Source organism: Bradyrhizobium sp. CIAT3101 (assembly GCF_029714945.1).
Classification (GTDB): domain Bacteria; phylum Pseudomonadota; class Alphaproteobacteria; order Rhizobiales; family Xanthobacteraceae; genus Bradyrhizobium.
The window spans coordinates 8,974,082-9,000,484 of the sequence record NZ_CP121634.1 but is presented as its reverse complement, the minus strand read 5'-3'; the positions used below and the strand labels follow the sequence as shown (position 1 = coordinate 9,000,484).

At 64.3% G+C, this 26,403-nt stretch carries 25 protein-coding genes and 1 tRNA gene; 17 read left to right on the top strand and 9 right to left on the bottom strand.

The genetic code is table 11. The annotated features are described in order from the left end of the window. Positions 1–42: 42 nt before the first annotated feature. Both QA645_RS41650 and QA645_RS41645 read left to right on the top strand, forming a co-directional pair. A complete protein-coding gene (locus QA645_RS41650; RefSeq protein WP_254127885.1) occupies positions 43–1,380 on the top strand; it encodes an MFS transporter in 1,338 nt (445 codons plus the stop codon). A gap of 55 nt (positions 1,381–1,435) precedes the next feature. Then, complete coding sequence (locus QA645_RS41645) at positions 1,436–1,831, top strand: cytochrome c family protein (protein WP_283046882.1); 396 nt, start codon at positions 1,436–1,438, stop codon at positions 1,829–1,831. A gap of 129 nt (positions 1,832–1,960) precedes the next feature. Here QA645_RS41645 and QA645_RS41640 read toward each other — a convergent pair whose 3' ends face one another. Both QA645_RS41640 and QA645_RS41635 read right to left on the bottom strand, forming a co-directional pair. Then, positions 1,961–3,352, bottom strand: coding sequence for a M48 family metalloprotease (locus QA645_RS41640; RefSeq protein ID WP_254127887.1), 1,392 nt, complete (start codon positions 3,350–3,352; stop codon positions 1,961–1,963). Positions 3,353–3,484: 132 nt separating this feature from the next. After that, positions 3,485–4,336 (bottom strand): thermonuclease family protein, encoded by an 852-nt coding sequence (locus tag QA645_RS41635; protein WP_283046879.1) that lies wholly within the window; start codon positions 4,334–4,336, stop codon positions 3,485–3,487. Between the two features lie 254 nt (positions 4,337–4,590). Here QA645_RS41635 and QA645_RS41630 point away from each other — a divergent pair, with 254 nt between their 5' ends. From QA645_RS41630 to QA645_RS41615, 4 genes are all read left to right on the top strand, one after another. Continuing rightward, positions 4,591–5,796, top strand: a complete 1,206-nt coding sequence (locus QA645_RS41630; RefSeq protein ID WP_254191441.1) for an ABC transporter substrate-binding protein — start codon at positions 4,591–4,593, stop codon at positions 5,794–5,796. A gap of 172 nt (positions 5,797–5,968) precedes the next feature. Then, the gene (locus QA645_RS41625; protein ID WP_254191442.1) at positions 5,969–6,757 is read left to right on the top strand and encodes an enoyl-CoA hydratase; all 789 of its coding nucleotides are present in this window, start codon (positions 5,969–5,971) and stop codon (positions 6,755–6,757) included. A gap of 2 nt (positions 6,758–6,759) precedes the next feature. Continuing rightward, positions 6,760–7,506: a hypothetical protein gene (locus QA645_RS41620; RefSeq protein ID WP_283046876.1), complete on the top strand. Its 747-nt coding sequence runs from the start codon at positions 6,760–6,762 to the stop codon at positions 7,504–7,506. A 167-nt stretch (positions 7,507–7,673) separates the two neighbouring features. Beyond that, entirely contained in the window at positions 7,674–9,788 is a 2,115-nt protein-coding gene (locus QA645_RS41615) for an acetate--CoA ligase family protein (RefSeq protein ID WP_283046874.1), read from the top strand. A gap of 185 nt (positions 9,789–9,973) precedes the next feature. Here QA645_RS41615 and QA645_RS41610 read toward each other — a convergent pair whose 3' ends face one another. The 3 genes from QA645_RS41610 to QA645_RS41600 form a co-directional block, all read right to left on the bottom strand. Beyond that, on the bottom strand, positions 9,974–10,792 hold the full coding sequence (locus tag QA645_RS41610) for an enoyl-CoA hydratase/isomerase family protein (RefSeq protein WP_283046872.1): 819 nt from the start codon (positions 10,790–10,792) through the stop codon (positions 9,974–9,976). Positions 10,793–10,976: 184 nt separating this feature from the next. Further along, a complete protein-coding gene (locus QA645_RS41605) occupies positions 10,977–12,137 on the bottom strand; it encodes an acyl-CoA dehydrogenase family protein (protein ID WP_254127892.1) in 1,161 nt (386 codons plus the stop codon). 15 nt (positions 12,138–12,152) lie between these two features. After that, positions 12,153–13,217: an acyl-CoA dehydrogenase family protein gene (locus QA645_RS41600; protein ID WP_283046869.1), complete on the bottom strand. Its 1,065-nt coding sequence runs from the start codon at positions 13,215–13,217 to the stop codon at positions 12,153–12,155. A gap of 245 nt (positions 13,218–13,462) precedes the next feature. Between QA645_RS41600 and QA645_RS41595 the strand changes: the two genes are divergently transcribed. Then, a complete protein-coding gene (locus QA645_RS41595) occupies positions 13,463–14,248 on the top strand; it encodes an SDR family oxidoreductase (protein ID WP_283046867.1) in 786 nt (261 codons plus the stop codon). A 212-nt stretch (positions 14,249–14,460) separates the two neighbouring features. Here QA645_RS41595 and QA645_RS41590 read toward each other — a convergent pair whose 3' ends face one another. Beyond that, positions 14,461–14,733: a GlsB/YeaQ/YmgE family stress response membrane protein gene (locus QA645_RS41590; protein ID WP_194479162.1), complete on the bottom strand. Its 273-nt coding sequence runs from the start codon at positions 14,731–14,733 to the stop codon at positions 14,461–14,463. 40 nt (positions 14,734–14,773) lie between these two features. Beyond that, positions 14,774–15,370, bottom strand: coding sequence for a YidB family protein (locus tag QA645_RS41585; protein WP_283046862.1), 597 nt, complete (start codon positions 15,368–15,370; stop codon positions 14,774–14,776). A gap of 165 nt (positions 15,371–15,535) precedes the next feature. On the opposite strand from QA645_RS41585, the gene QA645_RS41580 reads away from it, so the two are divergent. After that, complete coding sequence (locus tag QA645_RS41580; protein ID WP_283046860.1) at positions 15,536–16,543, top strand: 2-dehydropantoate 2-reductase; 1,008 nt, start codon at positions 15,536–15,538, stop codon at positions 16,541–16,543. A gap of 18 nt (positions 16,544–16,561) precedes the next feature. Then, positions 16,562–16,777 (top strand): hypothetical protein, encoded by a 216-nt coding sequence (locus tag QA645_RS41575; RefSeq protein WP_283046858.1) that lies wholly within the window; start codon positions 16,562–16,564, stop codon positions 16,775–16,777. Between the two features lie 28 nt (positions 16,778–16,805). Here the strand turns inward: QA645_RS41575 and QA645_RS41570 are convergent, their stop codons facing one another. Beyond that, positions 16,806–17,414: a hypothetical protein gene (locus QA645_RS41570; RefSeq protein ID WP_283046856.1), complete on the bottom strand. Its 609-nt coding sequence runs from the start codon at positions 17,412–17,414 to the stop codon at positions 16,806–16,808. A 209-nt stretch (positions 17,415–17,623) separates the two neighbouring features. Between QA645_RS41570 and QA645_RS41565 the strand changes: the two genes are divergently transcribed. From QA645_RS41565 to QA645_RS41540, 6 genes are all read left to right on the top strand, one after another. Continuing rightward, complete coding sequence (locus QA645_RS41565) at positions 17,624–18,652, top strand: alpha/beta hydrolase (protein WP_283046854.1); 1,029 nt, start codon at positions 17,624–17,626, stop codon at positions 18,650–18,652. 90 nt (positions 18,653–18,742) lie between these two features. Beyond that, positions 18,743–20,260, top strand: a complete 1,518-nt coding sequence (locus QA645_RS41560) for an AMP-binding protein (RefSeq protein WP_283046852.1) — start codon at positions 18,743–18,745, stop codon at positions 20,258–20,260. Between the two features lie 24 nt (positions 20,261–20,284). Next, complete coding sequence (locus QA645_RS41555) at positions 20,285–20,923, top strand: RraA family protein (RefSeq protein ID WP_283046850.1); 639 nt, start codon at positions 20,285–20,287, stop codon at positions 20,921–20,923. Between the two features lie 93 nt (positions 20,924–21,016). Then, on the top strand, positions 21,017–21,874 hold the full coding sequence (locus QA645_RS41550; RefSeq protein ID WP_283046848.1) for a hypothetical protein: 858 nt from the start codon (positions 21,017–21,019) through the stop codon (positions 21,872–21,874). Between the two features lie 18 nt (positions 21,875–21,892). Next, positions 21,893–22,264 (top strand): cupin domain-containing protein, encoded by a 372-nt coding sequence (locus tag QA645_RS41545; RefSeq protein ID WP_283046846.1) that lies wholly within the window; start codon positions 21,893–21,895, stop codon positions 22,262–22,264. A gap of 96 nt (positions 22,265–22,360) precedes the next feature. After that, positions 22,361–22,437: transfer RNA gene (locus tag QA645_RS41540), tRNA-Arg, on the top strand. Between the two features lie 14 nt (positions 22,438–22,451). Here the strand turns inward: QA645_RS41540 and QA645_RS41535 are convergent. Then, on the bottom strand, positions 22,452–23,444 hold the full coding sequence (locus QA645_RS41535) for a GlxA family transcriptional regulator (protein WP_283046844.1): 993 nt from the start codon (positions 23,442–23,444) through the stop codon (positions 22,452–22,454). A 105-nt stretch (positions 23,445–23,549) separates the two neighbouring features. Between QA645_RS41535 and QA645_RS41530 the strand changes: the two genes are divergently transcribed. Next, positions 23,550–24,191, top strand: coding sequence for an HD domain-containing protein (locus tag QA645_RS41530; RefSeq protein WP_283046842.1), 642 nt, complete (start codon positions 23,550–23,552; stop codon positions 24,189–24,191). A 188-nt stretch (positions 24,192–24,379) separates the two neighbouring features. Further along, positions 24,380–26,386 (top strand): SPFH domain-containing protein, encoded by a 2,007-nt coding sequence (locus QA645_RS41525; protein ID WP_254127906.1) that lies wholly within the window; start codon positions 24,380–24,382, stop codon positions 26,384–26,386. The last annotated feature ends 17 nt before the right edge of the window (positions 26,387–26,403 follow it).

The window sequence follows — 26,403 nt, the reverse complement described above, 5'->3', positions numbered from 1 at the left end:
CGGGCGGTCGGCTTTGGTTTTCAGGACGTTAAGGGCGCACGCATGGCGACGGCACAGACCCCCGCAATGGCAGACCTCCACTCGGGTGAGCACGGCCACGACCTGGCCAGTCCCGGCGAGATCGCCATCGGCGTCATCATCGGCCGCACCTCGGAATTCTTCGACTTCTTCGTCTACGCGATCGCCTCGGTGATCGTGTTTCCGCGCCTGGTGTTCCCGTTCACGAGCGAGCTGACCGGCACCCTCTATTCCTTCATGATTTTCGCGCTGGCCTTCATCGCCCGGCCGATCGGAACCGTCATTTTCATGACGGTCGACCGGGAGTACGGCAAGACGGCCAAGCTGGTCTCGGCGCTATTCCTGCTCGGCACCGCCACCGTGGCGCTCGCGTTCCTGCCCGGCTATCACGACATCGGCGTTGCCGCGATCTGGCTGCTGGCGCTGGCCCGTATCGCGCAGGGTCTGGCGTGGGGTGGTGCCTGGGACGGCATGGCCTCGCTGCTGGCGCTGAACGCACCGGCCTCCAAGCGCGGCTGGTACGCGATGGTGCCGCAGCTCGGCGCTCCGCTCGGGCTGATCGTGGCGAGTGCGCTGTTCGCCTATTTCGCCGGCAACCTCTCGGCTGACGATTTCTTCGACTGGGGCTGGCGCTATCCGTTCTTCGTGGCCTTCGCCATCAACGTCGTGGCGCTGTTCGCGCGCCTCCGCATGGTGACGACCGAGGAATATGCATCGCTATTCGAGACCCGCGAACTGCAGCCCTCGCGCATCTCCGACACGGTCGCGCGCGAAGGCCACAACATCATGCTCGGTGCGTTCGCGCCGCTGGCAAGCTTCGCGCTGTTCCACATGGTCACGGTGTTTCCGCTGTCCTGGGTGTTCCTGTTCACCCGCGAAAGCCCGGTGCGCTTCCTGATCATCGAGATCGTCGCCGCCGTATTCGGCGTCGCCGCGATCGTCGCCTCCGGCGTCATCGCCGACCGCGTCGGCCGCAAATCGCTGCTGATGGGATCGGCGATCGCGATCGCGATCTACAGCGGCTTCGCCCCGCAGCTGCTCGATGCCGGCGCGTTCGGTGAGACCATCTACATGGTGATCGGCTTCATCCTGCTCGGCCTCTCCTTCGGCCAGTCCTCGGGCGCGATCGCCTCGAACTTCAAGCAGATGTATCGCTACACGGCGTCCGCGCTGACATCGGACATGGCTTGGCTGTTTGGCGCCGGCTTCGCTCCGCTGGTCGCGCTGCTGCTCGCCACCAATCTCGGCGTCATCGCCTCGGGTGCCTATCTGCTCTCCGGCGCGTTCTGGACCCTGCTCGCGCTCTGGCTTAGCGGCCAGCGCGAGGTCGGCGACATGGACGCGGGCGAAACTTCGAACTGACGGGAATAAAACTCGGGCCGGACGATCCTGTTTGCTGCCGCAAACAGGAGATCACATGAACGTCCGGTCGAATTCCGTCCTCCCGCGAAGCACGACAAGCCTGGCTCTCGCCGCGATCGCGCTGCTATGCGCAGCCGGCCCCGCCGGCGCGACCGGCAACGTCGCGCGCGGCCAGATGCTCTACAAGGGCTGTGCCGACTGCCACTCGATCGTCGAGAACGGCGTCGGGCCGATGCACAAGGGCGTGGTCGGGCGCAAGGCGGGCAGCGTACCCGGCTACGATTACTCGCCCGATCTGAAGAACTCGGGGATCGTCTGGACCGAGGAAAATCTCGACAAATGGCTGACCGGACCACAGGCCATGGTGCCGGAGACCAAGATGTTTTTTGATGTCCCGGACGCGCAGGATCGTGCCGACATCATCGCGTATTTGAAGGAGAAGGCGCGGTAATCTCGTCCGGCAGAGCAGGTCTCGTAGGGTGGGCAAAGGCGCGTAAGCGCCGTGCCCACGACCCGTTTCCATTATTTGTGGATGGTGGGCACGCTCCGCTTTGCCCACCCTACGGCACCAGTCGTTTCGTCAGTCCGTCACGATCTTCACGCGGTCACGCACCTTCACCTGCGCGGTGCGATCGAGGCCGTTCAGCACACGAAATCGTTCGGCGGGATGATCGACGCCGGCCATGCGGTGCGACAGCGATTCCACGGTGTCGCCGGGCTGCACGGTGATGACCTTGATGCGCAGCGGACGCGCAGCCTGGATCTCCTCGAGGGTCAGGCGGCGGAACGAATTGACGGTCTCGCGCGCATTGCGCTCGCTCTCGGTCGACTTCTGCCGCGTGGCGAAGATGAAGCGATAGACGTCGCTGCCGAAGCGCAGCGCATAGACCTTGAACGACCACTGGTCGCCCTTGGCGGCGGCGGACGCGGCCGGAAAACCGTTGATGGTGATGTCCTCGGTGGAGGCCTTCTCGACGCCTTCCATCCAGCCGGAATTGAGGTAGTCGCCGAGCGACTGCTCGGCGGGCACGCGCACGACGTCAAAGCGCATCGCCTGCGAGCCGCCCTCGCGCACGCCGATCACCGCCTGCGCGGTGTTGTCGAGCGTGAAATTGTCCGGCGCCTGGAAGGTGAAGCCGAGTTTGGGATGCAGGAAGCGGCGGCCGCGGACAAAGCCTTCGCTCGGGTCCTCGCCAAAGACGAGGTTATCGATCGCGGCGAGATAGCTCTCGCGGTCGCGCTCGCCGCCTTCCGGGGCAACGTATTGCCGCGCAATGGTCTGCGCATTCTGCACGCGTTCGGGCGTGGCCGGGTGCGACGAGGTGAAATCCTGCGCGCGTGGATCGAGCGAGCTCTTGCCGGCCTTCAGCTCGGCATTGCGCTCCATCGCGGAGAGAAAGCGTGCGGCACCATACGGGTCGAAATGCGCCTTGGCGGAGATGCCGACGCCGATGCCGTCGGCCTCGAATTCCTGATTGCGCGAGAAGCTCGCCATAGTGAGCTTGGTCTTGGCGAGCGCGAGCGCGGTCAGGTCAGGATCGTTGCTCATGTCGGTCACGACGCGGGTGACGATCGCGGCCTGGCGCGCCTGGTCCTCGCGCATCGCGGCGTGCTTCGACAGCACATGCGCCATCTCGTGGCTGAGCACGGAGGACAATTCGGAGGTGTCACTGGCCAGCGCGAGCAACCCGCGGGTGACATAGAGTTGGCCGTTCGGCAGGGCGAAGGCGTTCACTGCGCCGGAATTGAGAATGGTGACCTTGTAGCCCTGATCGGGGCGGTCGGACGCCGCGACCAGCCGGTCGACGGTCTTGCTGACCAGTGATTCCAGCCTGGGGTCGTCATAGGTGCCGCCGTAGCTCGCCAGGATGCGCTCGTGCTCCTTTTCGGTGGCGGGGGTCTGCGCGACGGCCGGCTTGGGTTTCGGCATCGCCACCGTCGGCGGCGCCGCCGCGGTCTGGAACCGGTTCATGTCCCCGCAACCGGCAAGCGCGGTGCCGAGCACAAGGCAAAGCGCGGCCGGCGCAGCCCGCAGGCGGCGGCCATCACCTCGTCCGTGCCGTTCTAGCACCCCATTCACGTCGCTTAACCCGTGCCCGGCCCTTTAAGGCCTTACCCCAATAGGCTCGCTTGCGCCCAGCAATTCAACCTGTCCCAAGAGACGCACGTCGATACGCGGCCCCGCAGTCCCCTCAACCCAGCCCCGGACACGAACACGTCGATTTTCCAGAGACTTAAGGGGCATTCCGGCGCCCTCGAACGCCGGCAGCGCGCGCTTTGAAATAGTCACAGCAAAGCCGTGTGTCCAGTTCCGTCCGAAGTTGAGGTAGGTCGTTGCCCCAGCTTGCCGGACTGACAGGACTTTGCCCTCGACCACCATAAAGCGCCCGATCCCGGCCAAAATATCGTCCGGACTTTCCGCGTTTTTTATGGCCGACGGGTCAGCCCAGTTGCCCTTTTTTTGGCGCCTCGCCTCGGCCTCAAACGACATCAGGGCGGCGGCGCACGCTTTGTCTGCGATCTCCGCCGAAACCAGGGCGTCGCCCTGGGCGAGCAGCATGGCCTGCACCGAGGTGTCGCTTTCGGCGATGAACACCAGCGCGCCCTGGCGGCCATAGCGGTCGGGTGTGTCGTCCGCGCTGCGCAGTGCCACGTCGCGGCCGACGAGCAACGAGGTCAGCGCTTGCCTGGTCGATGCGGTGGGTTCGATTCCGGCGAGGCGAACTTCGCGACCATCGTCGAGGCGGATGCTGCGCGCGTCGACGACGGCGGCAACGCGACCTTCGCCCTGTGCCTCGAATTGGCACGGCGCGGCGACCGCGGTGCGACCCACGGCGAGAACAAATACGACGATGAGGTGAAGCCGTTGCGCCACGAGACCCGGAGAGGTTGCGTTACGAACCGATTTTAACTCAAGCGCGGTGTGGCGCGAAAGGGCTTCCTCACGCTCCTTCATTGTGAGCGCAGCGAAGCAATCCCGAATCTTTTCGCGGAGGCAGTCTGGATTGCTTCGCTGCGCTCGCAATGACGTGAATATATTTGTCCGCAACACACCATTCCGCTTTGCGGAAATCGCGGACAGAGCATGCGGCCTGTTCGCACCTGCGCTTGCTGCGCTCTTGCGCATGCGGCATGATTGCGGCAACAGCGTTTGCCAAGAGCAATAATCAAGCCGCCATTCAGAGCCAGGCGATCAAGGGAGGTTTTTCGATGAAGCATGTTTTGTCGGGCATTTTTGCTGCCGCGTTGGCTCTCAGCGCGAATGCTGCGCAGGCCCAGGACAAGCCACCCCTGAAGATCGGCGGCATCCTCGACATGTCGAGCCTCTATGCCGACATCACCGGCCCCGGCAGCGAGACCGCAGCCAAGATGGCGGTGGAAGATTTCGGCGGCGAGGTGCTGGGGCGCAAGATCCAGGTGATCGCGGCCGACCATCTCAACAAAGCCGACCTGTCCGCCAACCTCGCCCGCGACATGCTCGACAATCAGGGCGTCGAAATGATCTACGACGTCGCGGCGTCCGCGACCGCACTTGCCGCCGGCGAGATCGCGAAGGCACGCAACAAGATCATCATGTTCAACGGCCCGGGCTCGATCCGTCTCACCAATGAAGCCTGCGGCCCCTACACCATCCACTACGTGTTCGACACCTACGGCCAGGCCAACGTGACCGGCCTTGCGGCCGTGAAGTCGGGCCTCGACACCTGGTTCTTCCTCACCGCCGACTATGCCTTCGGCCAGGACCTGGAGAAAGACACCAGCGCGGTCGTGACGAAGACCGGTGGCAAGGTGCTCGGCGGCGTGCGTCATCCGCTCAACACGTCGGACTTTTCGTCGTTCCTGTTGCAGGCGCAGGCCTCGAAAGCCAAGGTGATCGGGCTCGCCAATGCTGGCGGTGATACCGTCAACGCAATCAAGCAGGCGGCTGAGTTCGGCATCACCAAGGGCGGCCAGAAGGTCTCGCCGCTGCTCGCTTTCGTCTCCGATATCGACTCGATCGGTCTCGAGACCGCGCAGGGCCTGCTGCTGGCTGAAGCCTTCTATTGGGATCTCAACGACGACACCCGCGCGTGGTCGAAGCGCTTCATGGAGCGGACCAAACGGATGCCGACCTCGGCGCAAGCCGGCGTCTATTCCTCCGTCATGCACTATCTGAAGGCGGTGAAGGCGGCCGGCACGACCGATGCGGCTGCGGTCATCAAGGTGATGAAGGACACGCCGATCAACGACTTCTTCGCCAAGAACGGCAAGATCCGTGAGGATGGTCGCATGATCCACGACATGTACCTGTTCGAGGTCAAGAAGCCGTCGGAGTCCAAGGGCCGCTGGGACGACTACAAGCTCGTCGCCACCGTGCCCGGCAGCGAGGCGTTCCAGTCGCTGGAGCAGTCGCGCTGCCCGCTGGTGAAGAAATAACGACGTGACTCCGTCACGTCGTCATCCCGGGGCTCGCGCAGCGAGAGCCCGGGATCCATAGGGCGGCAGTAGCGGTTGAGAAATGGATTCTCAGATGCGCAATTGCGCATCATAGCTCGCGCTCCGCGCGCCCCGGAATGACAGAGCAAAACAACAACAAGGGAGACGCCCCATGAACGACATGGTCTTGCAGAAGCTCGAAGGCGGACTGCTCACCATCACCATGAACCGTCCCGAGCGAAAGAACGCGCTCAATCCCGAGATGGTCGCAGGATTGGTCGAGGCGGCGCGGCGCGCGGCCGACGATCCCGAGGTGCGCGCGGTGCTGTTCAAGGGGGCTGGCGGCTCGTTTTGCGTTGGCGGCGACGTCAAGTCGATGGCGGCGGGCCGTGCGCCGCTGCCGTTCGAAGTGAAGATGGCGAACCTCCGGCGCGGCATGGAAGTCTCGCGCATCCTGCATCAGATGCCAAAACCCGTGGTGGCGCAGCTCGATGGTGCGGCGGCCGGTGCCGGCCTTTCGATGGCGCTGTCGTGCGACCTGCGCGTTGCCAGCGAGTCCTGCAAGATCACGACGGCCTTCGCCAAGGTCGGCTTCTCCGGCGATTATGGCGGCACGTATTTTCTTACCCAGCTGCTCGGTAGCGCGAGGGCGCGCGAGCTTTATCTGACCTCGCCGGTGCTGACCGCGAAAGAGGCGCATGCGATCGGCATGGTGACCAGGGTCGTGCCCGACGCCGAGATCGATGCGGCCGCGCATGAACTCGCGTTGTCGCTGGCGCAGGGGCCGTCGATTGCACTCGGCTACATCAAGCGCAACATCAACAATGCCGAACACCTGCCGCTGGAAGATTGCTTCGACGGCGAAGCCATCCATCACACTCGCTGCAGCGACACCGAGGATCACAAGGAGGCCGCGAAGGCTTTCGTCGAGAAGCGCAAGCCGGCCTTCAGGGGCGCATGACGATGGCGCCCTATATGCGGCTGCGGCAGATTTGTCTGGTCGCGCCGCAGCTCGCGCCTGTCATCTCCGATATCGCCGAGATCATGGGCCTCGCCGTCTGCTACCGCGACGGCAATGTCGCCAAATACGGCCTGGAAAATGCGCTGCTCCCGGTCGACACGATCATGCTGGAGGTCGTCGCGCCCTTCAAGGGCGGGACCACCGCCGGCCGCTTCATCGAGAAGACCGGCGGCCGCGGCGGCTATATGGTGATCTTCTGCTGCAATGATCCGGACGAGCGCGGCCGCAACGCCAATGCGCTTGGCGTGCGCACCGCCAACGTCATCGACCATGCGCCCTATCACGGGGTGCAGCTCCACCCCCGCGACTGCCGCGCCGCTTTCATCGAGTTCAACCACACCGCAGGCAGTGACGACATTCTTGGCGCGTACCCGCCCGCGGGACCGGATTGGCAAAGCTTCATCCGCAAGGATGTGACGCAGGCGCTGACGGCCGTGGAGATGCAGAGCCCGGACCCGAAGGGATTGGCGACGCATTGGGGCAAGATCATCGGGGTCGCGGCTGATGGCCCTGAGCTGAAGCTGCCCAATGCGACGTTCCGCTTCGTGAAGGGGGCGAGCGAGATCATGAGCGCGCTGGAGTTTCAGGTGGCCGACGTGGCCCAGGTGCTGCACTCCGCCAAGGCGAAGGGGTTGGCGGTTGCGGGCAACGAGTTCCTGCTGGGCGGGGTGACGTTCCGCGTCAGTTGATTGGTTAGTCGTGATCCGTCACCCTGAGGTGCTCGCCTCTTCGGCGAGCCTCGAAGGGCGACGGCCACCGGCGGGGCCGTTCACCCTTCGAGGCTCCGCACGTGCCGCGTTGCGCCACGTGTCTCGCACCTCAGGATGACGGAGCAATATAAGAGCAAGGGTTCAACATGCCGCATCCGCTCGACAGCTTCTTCGCCCCCGCAAGCATCGCGCTGATCGGCGCATCGCGCGACCACGAAAAAATCCCCGGCCGATTGCTCGCGATGCTGCGCAAGAACGAGTATTCGGGAAAGATCTATCCGGTGAACCCGAACTACGCCGAGATCGATGGGCTCGCCTGCCACAAATCGATCGCGGAGATCGGTGCGCCGATCGATCTCGCCATCGTCATCATCCCTGCTCGTGCCGTGTTGCCGGCGCTCGAACAATGCGCGGCTGCCGGCGTCAAGAACGCCGTCATCATCTCGTCCGGCTTTGCCGAGGAGGGGGGCGACAGCGCGGCAATGCAGGACGCGATCGCAGCGCTGGCCAAGCGCACCGGCATGCGGATATCCGGCCCAAACGCCGAGGGCTTTTTCAGCCATGTGCAGCGCGTGGCGGCGACGTTCAGTCCGGCCGTAGACGTCAAGCCAGGTGTGGTGCCGCTGGTCGCTACGACGAAGCGGATTGGCATCGTCGCGCAGAGCGGCGGCGTCGGCTTTGCCTATTATCACCGCGCCAAGGCGCTCGGGATCTCGACGAGCTACGTCGTCAGCGCCGGCAATGAATCCGATCTCGGTGCCGGTGAATTTTTGGACTACATGGTGCAGGACACCGCAACCGACGTGATCCTGCTGTTCATCGAGGGCATCCGCGACGTCGACAAATTCCTCGCGGCCGCGCGGCGCGCGGCGGAGTTGAAGAAGCCGATCATCGTCACCAAAGTCGGCCGCTCCGGTGCGGGCGAGCGGGCGGCAGCCTCGCACACCGCGAGCATGGCCGGCTGGTCGGCGGCCTATGACGCGGTGTTCGCCAAATACGGCTTCATCGTCTCCAATGATCTCGACGAGGCGCTGACGATCGCGGCTTTGCTCGTGAGCAATCCGCTGCCGAAAGGCGATCGCGTCGCCGTGGTTACGACGTCGGGCGGCGCCGGTATCTGGGGCGCAGATGCGGTTGCGCTGCAAGGCTTGCATGTGCCGGAGCTGTCCCTGCCCATTCAAGCGGAGATCGGCAAGCTGATGCCGTCCTACAGCACCGCACGCAACCCGATCGACGTCACCGCGCAAGGCGTGACCTCGGGCGGCCTGCAGAAGAGCGTCGATCTGCTCACGGTGTCCGATGAAGTCGACGCGATCCTGGTCGTGCTGTCGCTGTCGAGCGACGTGCGCAAGCCCTTCAAGGAGCCGGAGCTGACACCGGTTCTGGCCGTGCAGCACAAGCCGGTGGTGTTCTATTCCTATACGGTACCGTCCGACTTCGCGCGGCGCGAGATGGCGAAGTCGGGCGTTGTGGTCCTGTCTGGCCTCACCCATGTCGGCGTTGCGATGCGGCGGATCGCCGACTACGCGAAGTTCAGCCTGCCGAGGGCCGCCGAAGAGGTGCGGCTGCCGGCGCGCGATCTCTCGGCGCACCTGACGTCGCCGGTTTTGTCCGAAGCAGACAGCAAGGCATTGCTCCGAGCCGCCGGCATCACGCTGCCGGATGAGGTGCTGGTCAAAGAGAAGAGCGAGCTGGATGCGGCGGTCGCCCGCGTCGGCCTTCCGCTGGTGATGAAGATCCAGTCGCCCGACATTCCGCACAAGAGCGAAGTCGGCGGCGTGCGCGTCAATATCAACACCAAGGGTGAAGTGTTTCTGGCGTTCGAGGCGCTGGTCAACAATGCCCGCAAGCATCGGCCGGAGGCGGCCATTCAGGGCGTGCTGGTCGGGCCGATGGCGAAGAGAGGTGTCGAGATCATCGTCGGCACGATGACGGACGAGACGTTTGGCCCGATGATGATGGTGGGCCTCGGCGGGATCACCACCGAGCTGTTTCGCGACGTCGTCTATCGCCCCGCACCGGTGAGTGCTGAAGAAGCCGGCGCGATGCTGGCGGGACTGAAGGCCGCGCCGCTGCTGAACGGATTTCGTGGAGCGGCAAAGGCGGATGTCGCGGCGCTGGCGCAGCTGATCGCGGATGTCTCAGTGCTTGCCGCGCGGCATGCCGGAGAGATCGCGGAGATCGAGCTCAACCCGGTGCTCGTGCATCCGGAGGGGCAGGGCGTGACGATCGTGGATGCGCTGGTGGTGGGACGGAAATAACGCGTCAAATCCACACTGTCGTCCCGGCGAAGGCCGGGACCCATAGCCACAGGCAGTGGTTTGGCGAAGACTCGGAGTAGGCGCCTCGCGCCACACTCTTCCCTGTGGTTATGGGTCCCGGCTTTCGCCGGGACGACATGGGAGAATATGGTGACGCCAGAGTGATATGGCGAACGCCGCCGCAGTCACCGTCCCTTGAAATTCGCCACGCGCCGCTCTTCCGTGGCCTTCACGCCTTCCTTGAAATCTTCCGTCGCGCGCAGGCGGGTTTGTTCGGCGAGTTCGTGATTGGTCGCGGCCATGACGCGATCGGCGAGGCCGGCGCGCATCGTGGCGCGGGTGGAGAGCAGGCCGAGCGGGGAGCATTCGGCGATCTCGCCGGCGAGCTTCATCGCGGCTGATTTCACCTGGTCCTGTGGCACCAGCTCGTTGGCGAGGCCCCACTTGTACGCTTCCTCGCCGGTGACGCGGCGGCTGGTGTAGAACATCAGCTCGGCGTTGTTCTTGCCGATCAGTTCGGGCAGCGTCGTCGTCAGGCCGAAGCCGGGATGGAAGCCCAGCTTGGTGAAGTTCGCGGAGAAACGCGCTTCGGGGCAGGTGACGCGGAAATCGGCCGATACGGCGAGCCCGAGGCCACCGCCGATGGCGGCGCCCTGCACGGCCGCGACGATCGGCTTCTTGGCGCGGAAGATGCGCACGGCCTGGATGTAGAGATGGTTGATGGGGCCGAGATTGTCGGCGGGGTCGCCCTTGGTTTTTTTCTCGGCTTCTTGCGCTTCCTGCGCCTGCCGCGCCGGATCGCCGAAATTGGCACCGGCGCAGAACGCCTTGCCTTGCGCCGAGAGAACGGAGGCGCGGATCTCGATGTCGCGATCGAACTCGTCGAGCGCGTCCGCGATCTGGTTGATCAGCGAGATGTCGAAGAAGTTGAGCGGTGGCCTGCGGATCTCGATGGTGCCGACGTGCCCGACTTTCTCGACGCCGATATCTTTGTAGGTGCTCATTCTTGTCTCCAATATCTCAGTAGCGAAGAACCACCTCTCCCATAGGGAGAGGTCGATTTGCGCCAGCAAATCGGGTGAGGGGATCAACTCTATCGTGCGACCCTAACCCCTCACCCGGCGCTACGCGCCGACCTCTCCCCATGGGAGAGGTGAACGGAGCCCGACGCCAGGGTTTCGATCCCATCTAGCGCAAGCCCAGTCCGCGGGCGATGATGCCGCGCAGCACTTCGGTGGTGCCGCCCTGGATGGTGAGTTTCGGTGCGGTCTTGATCGCGAAGTCGAGCTGCCGCTCCAGCGTCTCGCGGTTGGTCGCGGTCTCCTCGACGAAGGCCGCGAGATCGCGCACGCGATGTGGAAGCTGCTGCTCCCAGACCGTGCCGATGTCCTTGACGATGGACGCCTCCACCACCGGCTCCTTGCCGGCCTGCAGCATGCCGGCCACCGAGACCGACATGCGCCGCATGGTGTGGAGCTGCGCCACCAGCCGGCCGATGCCTTCGGCGCTGCGCGTATCCGGATTGGGACCGACCGCGCGGACCAGCTCGGTCAGCACGTAATAGGTCTCGAGGAAACGCTCGGGGCCTGAGCGCTCATAGGCGAGCTCTGACGTCGCCTGCTTCCAGGCGCCGTCGACCTCGCCGAGCACGTGATCCTCGGGCACGAAGAAGTCGGTGAAGACGACCTCGTTGAACTCGTACTGGCCGGTGATCTGGCCGATCGGGTTCACCTTGATGCCCGGCTGCTTCATCTTGACCAGGAACTGCGTCAGGCCGTGACGGCGGTTTTCCTTGGTCGGCGGCGAGGTCCGGAAGATCGCGATCATGTAGTCGGCGATGTGGGCCGATGAGGTCCAGATCTTGGTGCCGTTGATCAGATAGCCGCCATCGGTCTTGGTCGCGCGCGTCTTGGCCGCGAACAGGTCGGAGCCGGAGTTCGGCTCGCTCATGCCGATCGCAAAGCAGATCTCGCCGCGGCAGATGCGCGGCAGGATGTCCATCTTGATGTGCTCGGGCGCGTATTTGATCAACACGGGCCCGCTCTGGCGATCGGCGACGAAGAACCTCCGCGTCGGTGCGTTGGCGACGCGCATCTCCTCGGTGACCACATAGCGCTCGAGGAAGGAGCGCTCCTGGCCGCCGTATTTCTTCGGCCAGGTCATGCCGAGCCAGCCCTTGGCGCCGACCCGGCGGGAAAATTCCGGCGCGTCGGTGTCTTCGCGGTTGGGCTTGTGCGGATCGAAGGTACCGGCGGCGATCTCTTCGGCAAGGAAGGCTCGCACTTCCTTGCGCAGTTGCTCGCACTTCTCGGGCAGGCGGATCGGATCGAAACGAAGGGCAGCGGTCATGTGTTTCGTTCCCTGTTAGCGCGACGCCACGAGTGGCCACAATTCATCGGCGCCTCTGGAGGCGACGAGCTTGCCGAGCTCGACGGCCCAGTGGCTTTCGGAGCCGAAATCGTCACGCCAGGCCAGCGCTCGCAGCGAGTAGCGGTGCAGGATGTGCTCGATGGTGAAGCCGATCGCACCGTGGACCTGATGCGCGATGCCGCCACCCTTTTCCGCGGCTTCCGCGCAGCGGATCTTCGCGGAGGCGGCTTCGAGGTAGACCTCATCATTGAAGGACGTGGCGTTCGCGATGGCGTCGGCGGCCGAGGTCGCGGCTGCCAGCGCGGCGGCGGATTCGCCGGCGAGGCGCGCGAGATTGTGCTGCACCGCCTGGAATTTCGAGATCTTCTTCTCGAAGGCGACGCGCTCGTTGGAGTAGCGCACGGAGATGTCGAGCATGGATTCCAGCGCACCGGCGATCTGGAGGCTGCGCGCGACGCCGCCCATCAGCATCAGATTGGTCTGGTCAACGCCATCAGGCGCAACCTTGATGGTGACAGGCTGCACCTTGTCGAGCGTTACGGTATCGCTGTGGTCGTAGCCGAGATTGAGCCCGGATTCGATGCGGGCCTTGCCGGCATCGACCAGCGCGATCGAGACGCCGTCCTTGCCATGCGCGAGCACCGCAAAATGCTTTGCCGCCTTGGCAAAAGGCACGCCGCGGGCACGGCCGGAGAGTGAGCCGTCGGCATCAATCGTGATGCGATCCTTCGGCGAGGCCGGCAGTACCGTCATCTCGCCGTCGGGCGAAGCGATCTTCGCCTGCGCCAACAGCCAGCCCGCGAGCATGGTCTCGGCGAGGGGAACCGCGACGGCGAAGCGGCCGGCAGCATTCAGCAAGGCAAAACCATCGGCCAGGCTCGCGCCGGAGCCGCCGAGATCGTCGGGCACCCAGGCCAACGGCAAGCCGGCTTCGCTCAGCGCCTGCCACAGCGGCGCCTGCCACGAATTCTTCTTGTCGTTATTGATGGTCTGCGGATCGGCGAGATCGGCGAAGATCTTCTCCGCGGTCTCGACGACGATATTGTCACTCTCCGCCACAGCGTTCCCCGTGTTTTGCCATTGGCGCATCCTGCCCGAGGGGCGGCGCGCGATCTCTTCTTGCGCCCGATGATCCGAAAAAGCCATGGCCCTGACAAGCGTTGATCGCAGGCCCATCTGCATCGCCGGCATGGGGGCGAGGATCGAAAAATGCTAATTCCGCTTAGCGGAGTTTGCTCGATTTGCAGGGCGCGGCAAACTCGCTAAACAAGGCGCCACATTCAATCACGGGGAAGGAAATCCGGATGGCCAAGGACAGTTTGTGCGCAATCGTGACGGGGTCCGCATCCGGGCTTGGCGCTGCGACCGCGGAAATTCTCGCGCGGAGCGGCGCGCGACTCGTCATCAACTATTCGTCGAGCAAGACCGAAGCCGAGGCCACGGCGGAGCTCTGCCGCAAGGCGGGCGCTGCCGAAGTGCTGGTCGCGCAGGGCGACGTCTCGAAGGATGACGATTGCCGCAGGATCGTTGCAGCCGCGAGCGGCTGGGGCAAGCTGGACATTCTCGTCAACAATGCCGGCACCACCAAGCATGTCGCCCACGGCAATCTCGACGGGCTCTCGGCGGAAGATTTCCAGCGGCTTTATGCCGTCAACACGATCGGCCCGTTCCAGATGGTGCGCGCTGCGCGCAGCCTGCTCGAGGCCGGTGCAAACGCGTCGGGGCGCCCATCCGCCGTGGTCAACATCTCCTCCGTCGCCGGCATCAGCGGCGTCGGCTCGTCGATCGCGTATGCCGCGAGCAAGGGCGCGCTGAACACCATGACGCTGTCGTTGTCGCGCGCGCTGGCGCCCTTGATCCGCGTCAACACGGTGTGTCCCGGCTATATCGACACGCCCTGGTTCACCAAGGGCCGCGGCGAGGAACAGGCAAAGCAGGTGCGCGACAGCGTGATCGCGAAGGTGCCGCTCAAGGTCGCATCTTCTGCCGAGGACATCGCGCAGCTCGTCTGCTTCCTGGCGATGCCGGCCTCCAGCAACATGACCGGCGAGGTCGTGCGCATGGATGCGGGGATGCATTTGATTACGTGAAGTCGTGCTCCGCGCGCGCGGCAAACACAGCCGTCGTCCCGGCCTAGTGCGCAATTGCGCACGGGGGCCGGGACCCATAACCACAGGGCGTGGTTATGGCGCGAAGTCGGCAACTACTAATCTTCGCCAAACCAGGTTCGGTGGCTATGGGTCCCGGCCTTCGCCGGGACGACATCGAGTGTGTTGATAGACCACGCGCAAAGCGGCCGTGACTACCCCTTGATCACGCCGCTCGCGACCAGGCGGTGCCAGATGAACAGCACCACCACCGCGCCGATCGTGGCCATGATGAAGCCCGCGCCTTGGTCCGGGCTGTAATGGCCGATGGCCTGGCCGACGAAGGTCGCCAGAAACGCACCGACGATGCCGAGGATGGTGGTGAGGATGAAGCCACTCGGGTTGTTCGGTCCCGGTGCCAGAAAACGCGCGATGAGGCCGGCGACGAAGCCGACCACGATGATCCACAACAGGCCGCCCATGCTCATGTCAGTGCTCCCCTTGCCGAATGCGTAGATCCAACTTCGATTAAATTCGTCCCGAGATCTCGTTCTCGGTCGGCAGCCGTCCGTCCGGCGTCAGATGATCGACCACCTGCGGCAGGTATTGGCTGAGGCCGGAGAGCAGGTCGTCGCGCGACAGGCCGCTCTGGGCCGACAGGCTCTGGATCTGGTCGGCGCCGAGTGCGTTGGCGAGATCGCCGGGGCTGATGGCCTTGTTCTCGCCCTTGCCGACCCAGGTGCTCGCGGTCTCGCCGTGGCCACCCTGCTGGAGCTGGTTGAGGAGATCGCCGAGGCCGCCGCTGAGCACGGAGCCCGCCGCACCACCCGCGAGCAGGCCGCCGAGGCCGCCCTTGAGGACATCACCGAGGCCGCCACCGCCACCAAGCGCGCTACCGAGGCTGCCGCCCGGGCCCGCGTTCGCCGGGGGAGGGACAGGTGTCGGCGCCGATTGCGGCGCGGCGCCCGGCTGGCCTGCGGTGATATGCTTGAATGCCTTCCAGGCGAGCAGGCCGAGGATCGCCATCGTCATCGGCGACATGCCGCCGGACGATTGCTCTGAGCTCGGGGTGCTCGGGCCACGGGGACCGTTCTGCATGCCGTTGAGGACGTCGAGTAGACCCATGGTGCTCTCCTTTGGCGTCTCGTTCGGCGAGCTCTCGCCGCTGACTTGCCCCCCGGGGCAAAAACATATGGGGCTCTCATGACGGTTACAAGGCGGATGCGTCGTGATGGGCATGCCGCTCTACCTCTGCTATCGAAGGCCGGTCGTTAAGGGGAGCAAGATCTGGTGGTTACGGATCGACCGATCGTGGTGGCCGGCGCCGGCGCCATCGGCTGTTTTGTCGGAGGCCAGCTGGCAGCTGCCGGCCGTCGGGTCGCACTGCTGGTGCGGCCGCGGGTGAAGACCGAGATCGAGCGGTTTGGCCTGCGGCTCACGGATTTCGACGGCGCCGAGACGAAGCTGGATGCGGGCCGGCTCGCGCTGTCGGAGGATCCTTCCATCTTCCACAGCGCCGGCATCGTGCTGGTCACGGTCAAGAGCGCCGACACCGCCGATGTCGCGGACCAGATCGCGCGGCACGCGCCGCAGGATGCCGTCATCGTGTCGTTGCAGAACGGCGTCGGCAATGTCGCGGTGCTGCAGGAGCGGCTCGGCGGCCGGCGCGTGCTCGCCGGCATGGTGCCTTTCAATGTGGTCGCAATGGGTGAGGGGCGTTTTCACCGTTCGACCTCCGGCGACATCACCGTTGGCGAAGATGCCGACAACACGGCAGCGGCGCTCTCGGTGCCGGGGCTCAATCTGCGCGCCAGCCGCGACATCGCCGGCGTACAATGGGGCAAGCTGATCATCAATCTGAACAACGCGCTCAGCGCGCTGTCCGACATGCCGCTCGCCGCGCAACTGGCGAACCGCGACTGGCGAAGACTGTTCGCCGACCAGATGGCGGAAGGTCTGGCCGCGCTGAAGGCCGCCGGCATCACGCCGGCCTCGGCAACGCCAATCCCGTCGAACTGGACGCCGACCCTGCTGAGATTGCCCGACATGATCTTCAACGCGATCCTGGGGCGGACGATGAAGATCGATCCCGAGGCACGCTCCTCGATGTGGCAGGATTTGAAGCAGGGCCGCAAGACCGAGATCGACTATCTCCAGGGCGCGGTCATTGCGTTGGCGGAGCAGAACAATGTCGATGCGCCGCTGATGCGCCGCATTGTTGCGCTGATCAAGCAGGCGGAGACGGCCGGGAAGGGCCCGCCGGGGCTTTCGCCACAGCAGATCCGCGGCGCGGCTTGAGAGCGAGGGAGGAGCGGGATGAAGCGTTGTTTGATGATCGGGCTCGCGCTGGCCGCGCTGTGCGGCGCGTCGACGCTGGCCTGCGCCCGGCCACCGACCGTCACGAACTCTCCCGGCTACGATGCGCGCTTGCAGGAGAGCCGCAAGGCGTTGAGCAATTCACAGACGGCTCCGGAACCGGCTACGCCGCCGGTGACGACACCCAAGAAGAGCAAGAAGAAGCAGGCGCACTGAGGCAACAAACTCCACTGTCGTCGCAACTTTATCCCTTCTTCGCCGGCTTGCTCGGCGTCGGGCTGAACAGCTTCTTGATATCGTTCAAGCTCTCCGACAGCCGCGGCCATTCGCAGGAGAACGACCCCTTGGTGCAGGGCGTGCCCTTCTGGCGCAGCGCCTTCGGCCGTTCCACGGGCACCGGCACCCGCTCGACCTCGGTTCGCAACGCGACCTGCTGAAGCTGCTGCACCTGTTGTTCCTGCTGCTCGCGCTGCTGCCGCGCCGTGGCCTGGGCCGCTTCATTGCTGCGGCGCTGATCGGCGAGATAGGCGGTGTAGGATTCGTCGATCTTCTTCTGCTCGTCCGGCGTCGGGTTCGGCCCGGCGATGTCGAAGGTGCGATCCTGCAGGAAGTCGTAATAGGTGTAGCCGCCGCCCGCCTTGCGCCGGCCCGCGAACTTGGCATTGCAGTCTGCGAGCGCCGAGGTCTTCTCGGCCTTGGTCGGGGCTTTTTCGGCAGCGTCGGCGCATTCCTCGAAGTCAACCGGTGCGCGCTTCCACCATTGCGCGTGGGCATGCGACGACGTCAGCAGAAAAACTCCTGCTGCGGCAACGAGAAGCGGCGCCGCACGACGCGATGCAAACACGAACAACATTTTACGAGAGCATTCCCTGCGAAACTCAACCCAACCTGAGTCGGGCCTGATTTTTGCTCCATTATCGACGCCTTGTCACCCGTGGAACCCCGGAAAATCATGGCTGGGATGCTGACATTTTTTGCTTGACGTGGCGCAGGAGTCACAGCCGCACGGCACTGGATGCGTTTAGAATTTTATCGGTTTGAATCCAAAGGGGAAAGTCGGTCATGAGAGTGCTGGCCTGCATCGCCGCCGTCGCATTGGTTTTGATTTGCGATCGAGCGTTTGCCGCGGACGAGGATGCGCCCAATCGCAAGCCGGTGAAGGTCGTTGCCGATGCGCGGCTCTCGGTCGGCGGCCAGGGCATGCTGCCGCTCTATCTCTCCAGCGACTGGTCGATGCCGCTGCCTGCAATTTCCCGCGCCATCATCGTGCTGCATGGACGCCTGCGCAATGCCGACGACTATTATATGTCGGCTCATACCGCGCAGCTCGCGGCGGGTGGCGATGGCCAGAGCGCGCTGATGATCGTGCCGCAGTTCCTGGCCGAGATCGATATCGAAGCGCACAAGCTGTCCGCGGACACGCTGCGCTGGTCGCTGGAAGGGTGGGAGGGTGGCGACGCCGCGCTGGCGCCGAACCCGGTGTCCTCCTTCGAGGCACTCGACGCGATCCTCGCCAAGCTTTCCGACCGGCGTATATTCCCGAATTTGAAGCAGGTCGTGGTTGCCGGTCATTCCGGCGGCGGCCAGGTCGCGCAGCGCTACGCGATCGCCGGCAAGGGCGAGGTGGCTCTGTCGCGCCAGCACATCGACGTGCGCTATGTCGTCGCCAATCCTTCCTCCTATGCCTATTTCAGCAGCGAACGGCCTGAGCCGAAGATCGCCGCATCCTGCCCGGGTTACAACAACTGGAAATACGGCATGGACGCGCGTCCGCCCTATCTTGGCGACGCGACGCCGGTTGCGCTCGAGCAGCGCTATGTCGAACGTGAGGTGATCTATCTGCTCGGTACGCTCGATACCAATCCGGAGCATCCTGCGCTCGACAAGAGCTGCATGGCGAAGGCCCAGGGCCCGTATCGCTACGCGCGTGGCCACAACTATGTGGACGTGATGGCGAAGCGTGATCACGGCACGCCCAATCACAGGGTGTGGGACGTCGCCGGCGTCGGCCACGACGGCGACAAGATGCTGACTTCGAAATGCGGCCTCGCGGCGCTGTTCGATATTCCGGGCTGCGGCGCGGAGCGTTGATGCCTTGAAGGTCCGGCCCCGGCTGTTACACTTCGCGCCGTGAGCGTCTCATCCTGAGGCGCCGCCAAGAAGACGAAGTGGAAACGCCTGATGCTCCTGCCCCTGTCCGATGTGCCGCGCTGGTATGCGCAACGCAAACCCGAAGGCAGCATCGCCGTCCAGCATGGGCAGGATCGACTGACATGGGACCAGCTCGAGCGCGGTGCCAACCGGCGCGCGCGGGCATTTGCGGCGAAGGGCGTCAAGCCCGGTGATTTCGTCGCGATCGGATTGCCCAACGGCAACGCGTTCTTCGAGACCAGCTTTGCGGTGTGGAAATGCGGTGCGACGCCGACCTCGCTGTCGTGGCGGCTGCCGCGCGGTGAAGCCGCAGCCGTGCTCGAGATCCTCAGGCCGGCATTGGTGGTCGGCGGCGAGGCCGACTGGAATGCGCAAAATCGCCTGCCGGCGGATTTCGTGCCGGAAGGTTTTTCCGACGCGCCGATCGACCCGCCGGTGGCGCGCTACTGGAAGGCCATGACATCAGGCGGCTCGACAGGTCGTCCCAAGGTGATCCTCGACCACAATCCCGCGGTCGTCGACACGGCTGCAGCGCCGCCGCTCAACATGCCTTTCGGCGCCTCGCTGCTGAATCCGGGCCCGCTTTATCACAATGCGCCGTTCATCGTGTCGCATTATGCGCTGTTCTACGGCGGCAAGCTCACCGGCCTCGTCAAGTTCGACGCCGAGGAGACGCTGCGGCAGATCGAACGCGAGCGCGTGCAATGGGTCAATTTCGTTCCGACCATGATGCACCGGATCTGGGCGCTGCCGGAGAACGTTCGCAACGCTTTCGACGTGTCGAGCCTGCAGACCGTCTTCCACATGGCGGCTCCGATGCCGCCCTGGCTGAAGGAGAACTGGATCGCCTGGCTCGGGCCGGAGCGGGTCTGGGAGCTCTATGGCGGCACCGAGCGGCAGGGTGCCTGCATCATCTCCGGCACGGAGTGGCTGACGCACAAGGGCTCGGTCGGCAAGATCGGCGAGACGGCGAAGCTCCGCATCATCGGCGAGGACGGCAACGACGTCGCGCCCGGTGAGACCGGCGAGATCTACTTCCTCAACAATGACGGCAAGGATGCCACCTATCACTATCTCGGCGCCGAGCCGAAGCGTCGCGCCGACGGCTGGGAATCGCTCGGCGATATCGGCAGGCTGGATGCCGAAGGCTATCTCTATCTCGGTGACCGCCTCGCCGACATGGTGCTGCGCGGTGGCGCCAACATCTATCCCGCCGAGGTCGAGGCCGCCGTCTCCGAATGTCCCGGCGTCCGCTCCTGCGTGGTGGTGGGCTTGCCGGATCCGGAACTGGGCCAGCGCGTGCACGCCATCATCGAGCCGGAGGCGAATGCGGACGGCCAGGTCATTGCGGACGGCATGGCGGACTTCCTGAAAGACAGGCTCAGCCGCTACAAGCATCCCGAGAGTTTCGAGATCGTCAGCACGCCGCCGCGCGACGATTCTGGAAAGGTTCGACGCACGTTGTTGCGTGACGAGCGCGCCGCGTGGATGAAGGAGGGCCGTGCCTTCCGCATCATCCCTGCGAAGGCGCGGGCGCACGCCGAATAAGACATCACAGAGGGACTGAATTCCATGACCATCACCATCGCAGCGAACAGCGTGCCGAAGCCGCCGGCCGATATCATCGAGGGCTTTCGGAATGCGCCGACCTCGATCATATCAGACAATCTCGGCCGGTTGCCGGGTGCGGTCGGGCTGAAACCATATCATCGCAGCGGCAGGCTGATCGGCGCGGCCTTCACGGTGCGCACCCGGCCCGGCGACAATCTCGCCATTCACCGCGCGCTCGAGCTGGTCGGTCCAGGCGACGTCATCGTGGTCGATGGCGGCGGTGACGAGACCCGGGCGCTCGTCGGCGAGATCATGAAAAACATCGCGCAGTGGCGCAAGGCGGAAGGCTACGTGATCGACGGCGCGATCCGCGATGTCGCGGCCTTCGCCGGCGACGACTTCCCCTGCTTCGCCCGCGCCGTGATCCATCGCGGCCCCTACAAGAATGGTCCCGGTGAGATCAACGTGCCTGTCACGGTCGGCGGCAGCGTGATCTCGCCCGGCGACATCGTGGTTGGTGACGAGGACGGTGTGGTGTCGTTTCCCGCCGCCGGCGCCGCGGCGCTGCTGGAGGCGGTGCGCGTCCAGATCAAGCGCGAGGATGAGACACTGAAGGCTATCCGCGAGGGCCGCTATCAGGGGTCTTACGGCAAGTCGTGATCTGCGCGAGATGATTTGCCGACCGTTGCCGCTGTCGGAGGCTATTTCCAAATATTTTCCTCGCCAACGCGCTTTTAGCGGAGATCACTTCAAGTGCTGCGGAGTTACGCATTCGTCCTGCTTGCTGTTTTGATTCTGCTTCAGTTCACCTCCGGAGGACCGCCGGAGATTGGGACTCTTGCCTCCGATGGTGCGTCGACGACTTCTTACGGTCGAATGACGGAAGAGACGTACGCAAAAGCAAACGATCTTGCCGTGGATGCAGTTGGAAAGCGGTTTGCGGCAAGTGGAATCTTGCGATGCCCTGGCGGAGCCAGCAGTGCTCAAGTCACTGGCGCGCGCGACGTGATCACGACGGTTGCTCACGCATTCCGGGACGTCTGCAAGCCCCACACGCCGCCTGAAAAATGTAGATTCGAATACTATTTGGGAGCGGAGAGGCGCACCATTCCTTTGTCGGCGGCCGTATGGATGGGATCCTGCATCGACAGTGCGCCAAAACAGGGCAGCGCCGATTGGGCCGTCGCAAAGCTCGCATTTCCTGCCGACGTGACGCCCTACGAAATTTATGAGCAGCCCGAAACTCTGGTGGAGCGAGAGCGTGTTCTGGCGGTCGTGGGCTATGATATCGAAGCCACCGGTAAGATGGACAAGGCCGGGCCGTTCAACAAGACGATACAAGAGTGCCAAATCCGCGACGCGAGGGATTGGCGGACTTTTGAAACAAACTGCGAGTTCGAATTCGGAGCATCAGGCAGCGCCCTGTTTCGCCAGTGGGGCCGCCGAATGACGATGGTCGGCATCGTCTTCGGAGACTATCATGATAAAGATTATTGTCCGCTTGGCCGCTGCGAATTCCGGAGCCGCAAATGGTCGAGCTTGTTCGTTACCCTGAGGGGCGAGTTCAAGGACCGGCTCTTGGCCACTGTGCGTCAGTCTGAAGCTAAATAGAGATAAGGGGAGAGCGCCGTGAGCCAGAAGGACGAATTCCACAATCTCGACAATGCCGCCGATGGGCTGTTTCGCGAGCTGGCGGCAGGGGTGACCACGCGCATCTTCTCCGGCGAGCAAGCGATGTTGTCGGTGGTGACGCTGGCGCCGCATGCGCAAGGCAAGCTGCATCATCATGCCGAGGAGCAATGGGGCGTGCTGCTCGAAGGCTCTGCGATCCGTGTCCAGGGCGGCGAGGGGATTGCCGTTGAGAAGGGCGACTTCTGGCGCACACCCGGCAACGTGCCGCACACCATGCGCGCCGGCCCTGACGGCGCCCGCGTGCTCGATATTTTCAGTCCACCACGGCCTGAATACAAAAAGGCGGGGTCGGGTTTCGGGACGACCTGAAGTGCGTACGGATTCGGCCAAGCGAAGGGCTTCCGGTCCGGCCCCCGCTTTGATATGTACAGCCCCAGGCAACCTGCCGTTACCGGCGGGTTCCGCGGTCCCGTAGCTCAGCCGGATAGAGCGGCGGTTTCCTAAACCGTAGGTCGCATGTTCGAGTCATGCCGGGATCGCCATTCTCTTACTCCCCTCAGATCGCTGAAGCCGAAATCCGCGCAAAGCGCTTGCGATATTCGGCAGGCGTTACGCCGACATGGCGGGCAAACGCGCGGCGCAGCGTATCCGCGTCGGCAAAGCCGCAGTGCTTGGCCACTTGCTTGGGGGCTTCGTTTCCAAGCTCCAGCAGGCGCCTTGCAGCGTTGACGCGGGCTTCCTCGACCCAGGTGGCGGGCGTGATTCCGACCTCGGCACGAAACAGCCGCGCAAAGTGACGCGGACTGATGTCCATGCGCGCCGCGAGGCTCGCGACGCTGTGATCCAGTCCGGGATTGGCGGCGACCCAGCGCTGCAGCTCCTGCAGCGCGGCGCGGCCGGCGGGGACGGTCTCGCCCTTGCGGGTGAACTGCATTTGTCCACCCGGGCGTTTGAAGAACATGACGAGCTGGCTCGCAACTTTCATCGCGATCTCGCGCCCGAGATCCTCCTCCACGAGCGCGAGAGCGAGATCGAGCCCGGCGGTCACGCCGGCAGCCGTGCGGAGCTTGCCGTCGGTGACGTAGATCGCGTCCTTGTCGACGCTGACAGAGGGGAATTTTTCGGCGAGCCGGTCTGCGACCGCCCAATGCGTCGTGACCCGTCGGCCGTCGAGAAGCCCCGCCGCGGCAAGGAAGAAGGCGCCCGAGCATACCGACCCGAAGCGCCGGGTTTTGGAAGCGCGTCGGCGCAGCCAATCGATCACGACGCCGTCTGCCGGCACGTCGGCGGCGTTCGGGCATCCCGCGATCAACAAGGTGTCGATGCTGTCCTGGAAGCCGCGATCGATGACGCGGTCGGGGATCAGCCGCACGCCCGACGAACTGCGGATCGGACCCGGCCCTGCCCCCGCCACCATCAGCGCATAGGCCTCGTGGCCGGCCTGTAAGTTCGCCTCGGCGAAAACGTCGAGAGGCCCGGCAACGTCGAGAAGCTGCACCCCGGGCAGCGCAATGATCACGATAGTTCTCGATTTCAGCTTCGCGCGCATGTCCGGCTCGGTCGGTATTTGTCCGTTTTAGACGTGTTACGTCATTTGAGGACAAGCTAGCTCCGATCTAGCTTGCGGTCGAGCCAGGATTTTCAGGAGACCGTCATGCAAGAGATCACCGAAGCCACCGCCATCCCCGACAGCAAGCTGGCGCGCGCCATCACCGAGTACATCCGCGACACCGAGACGGATCTGCTCTTCAACCATTCCAGCCGCGTCTATCATTTCGGCGCGCTGGCCGGCATCCGCCGCGGGCTGAAGTTCGACCGCGAACTGCTCTATGCCGGCGCCATGTTTCACGACATCGGGCTGATGCCGGGCCATGGCAGCAAGCACGAGCGGTTCGAGGTCGATGGCGCGCACGCCGCGCGCGATTTCCTGCGCAGCCACGGCATCTCCGAACACGATGCCTACACGGTCTGGACCGCGATCGCGCTGCACACCACGCCGGGCGTGCCGCAGCACATGCATCCCGTCGTCGCGCTGGTGACGGCGGGCGTCGAGATGGACGTGCTCGGACTGACCTACAAGGAATACTCCGACGCGGAGCGCGAGGCGGTGGTGAGAGCGTTTCCGCGCACGCCGCACTTCAAGGAAGACATCATCCAGGCATTCTACGATGGCATCAGGCACAAGCCGGACACGACGTTCGGCAACGTCAAGGCCGACGTCATCGCCGACAAGGAGCCGCATTTTCATCGCGGCAATTTCTGCAGCGTCATCCGCGGTTCGCACTGGCACGGCTGAGTCAGTTGCGCCGCCGGCGGTTCTCGCGGTTTTGCCGCGCGTCAAGGCTCCAATAAAAAAAGATCGGCACTGCTTTGCGCGACATCGTGCTTGCGAAGCGAGGGCCGGATTCACATCTCCGCTCCCGCAATTCTGGGGTGTGGCCTTGGTTAACATGGCCGCCCAGTTGCGAATTGTGGAGATGAACTATGAACGTCAATGGTTTCGATGGCGCCTGGCTGATGCAGCCGGCGCTTTGGGCCGCGGCAGCGATCGCGCTCGTGATCCTGCTGCGGATTGCCAATATCTTTCGTTATATTCCGAACAATCAGGTTGGTATCGTCGAGAAGCTGTGGTCGACGACCGGGTCGATCGACGAAGGCTTCATCGCGTTGAACGGCGAAGCCGGTTACGAGCCTGAAGTGCTGCGCGGCGGCCTGCACGTGTTCTTTCCGTTCATGTACCGGATCCACAAATCGGATCTCGTCACGGTCGGACAGGGCAAGATCGCCTATGTGTTCGCGCGCGACGGCGCGCCGCTTCAGCCATCGCAGGTGCTCGGCGCCAACGACACCGAGGACAGGTCGGATTTCCAGGACGTGCGGCGCTTCCTGCTCGGCGGTGGCCAGAAGGGGCCGCAGCGCAAGATCCTGCGCGAAGGCACCTATGCGATCAACACGACGCAGTTCGCGATCATCACCGACGAACGCGTCTACGGTCATGCCCTCAGCGGGCAGGAGCGTAGCGTGCTCGACGCCATGCAGCTCACCATCGCCGAGCGCTGGGGCTTCGCGCCCGTCGTGCTCGCGGCCGATCATGATCTGGTCGGCGTGGTCACCGTGCATGACGGCCCGTCGCTGCCGTCGGGCGAGATCATCGCGCCAGAGGTCGGCACGGACTTGCGCGACGACGAGATCTTTCACAACAATTTCCAGGAGCCCGAGAAGTTTTTGGCGGCCGGCGGCTACCGTGGCCGGCAGCTCCAGGTCATCGTCGAGGGCACCTGGTACATCAACCGCCTGTTCGCGACCGTCGAGGCCGTGCCGAAAACGGTGATCCCGGTCGGCAATGTCGGCGTCGTCATCTTCTACACCGGCCCGCACAGCGACGACGTGTCGGGCGAGCAATATCGCCATGGCGAACTGGTCGTGAACGGCGGCCGCGGTGTCTGGAAGGACCCGCTGCTGCCCGGCAAATACGCGTTCAACACCTATGCCGGCAAGATCGAGATCATCCCGACCGTCAACTTCATCCTGAAATGGGTGCGCGGCGAGGTCGGTGCGATGAAGCTGGACGAGAACCTGTCGGAGATCTCGCTGATCACCCGCGATGCGTTCGAGCCGACGCTGCCGCTCTCGGTGGTGATGCATATCGACTACAAGAAGGCGCCGATGATCATCCAGCGCTTCGGCGACGTGAAGAAGCTCGTCGAGCAGACGCTCGATCCGATGGTCAGCGCGTTCTTCAAGAACATCGCGCAGAAGATGACCTTGATCGAGCTGCTGCAGAACAGGGCACAAATTCAGGAAGAATCGGCGGCGCAGATGAAGGCGAAGTTCGAGAGCTATTCGCTCGACCTCCAGGAAGTCCTGATCGGCACGCCGCGTGCCGCTGCCGGCGACCACACCATCGAGAACATCCTGATCCAGCTCCGCTCGCGCCAGATCGCGCGCGAGCAGATCGAGACCTACCAGGAGCAGGAGAAGGCCGCCGTTCAGGAGCGCGCGCTCAACGAAGCGAAGGCAACCGCGGCGGCGCAGACCGCGCTGACGCAGTCGCTGATCCAGATCAAGGTGAACGAGAACGAGGGCGCTGCCGCATTCGCCCGCGCGCAAAAGGACGCGGAGACCCGAAAGGTGACCGCCGCCGCGGTCGGCGAGCAGTCACGGCTCGAGGGCCAGGGCGAGGCCGATCGCGTGCTTGCGGTCGGTACGGCCAACGCTCAGTCGACAAAGCTCTCGGTCGACGCTTACGGCGGACCGGAGTTCAGGCTCGCCGAGCAGAACTTTGCGAAGTTCGCGGAAGCCCTGACCAAGATCAACCAGCCCTTGGTGCCGCAATTCCTGATGTCCGGCGCGCAAGGCCAGGAGAGCAACAATGCGGGCCTGATCCCGACCGCGATGCTGAGCTCGATGTTCGGCCGCATGATGCCCGATGCGCTGGAGCGGCTGAAGGAAGAGGCGCCGCGCGCGGATCGCAGGCCGAACGGGCATTGAGCGCTGTTGATTTGCTT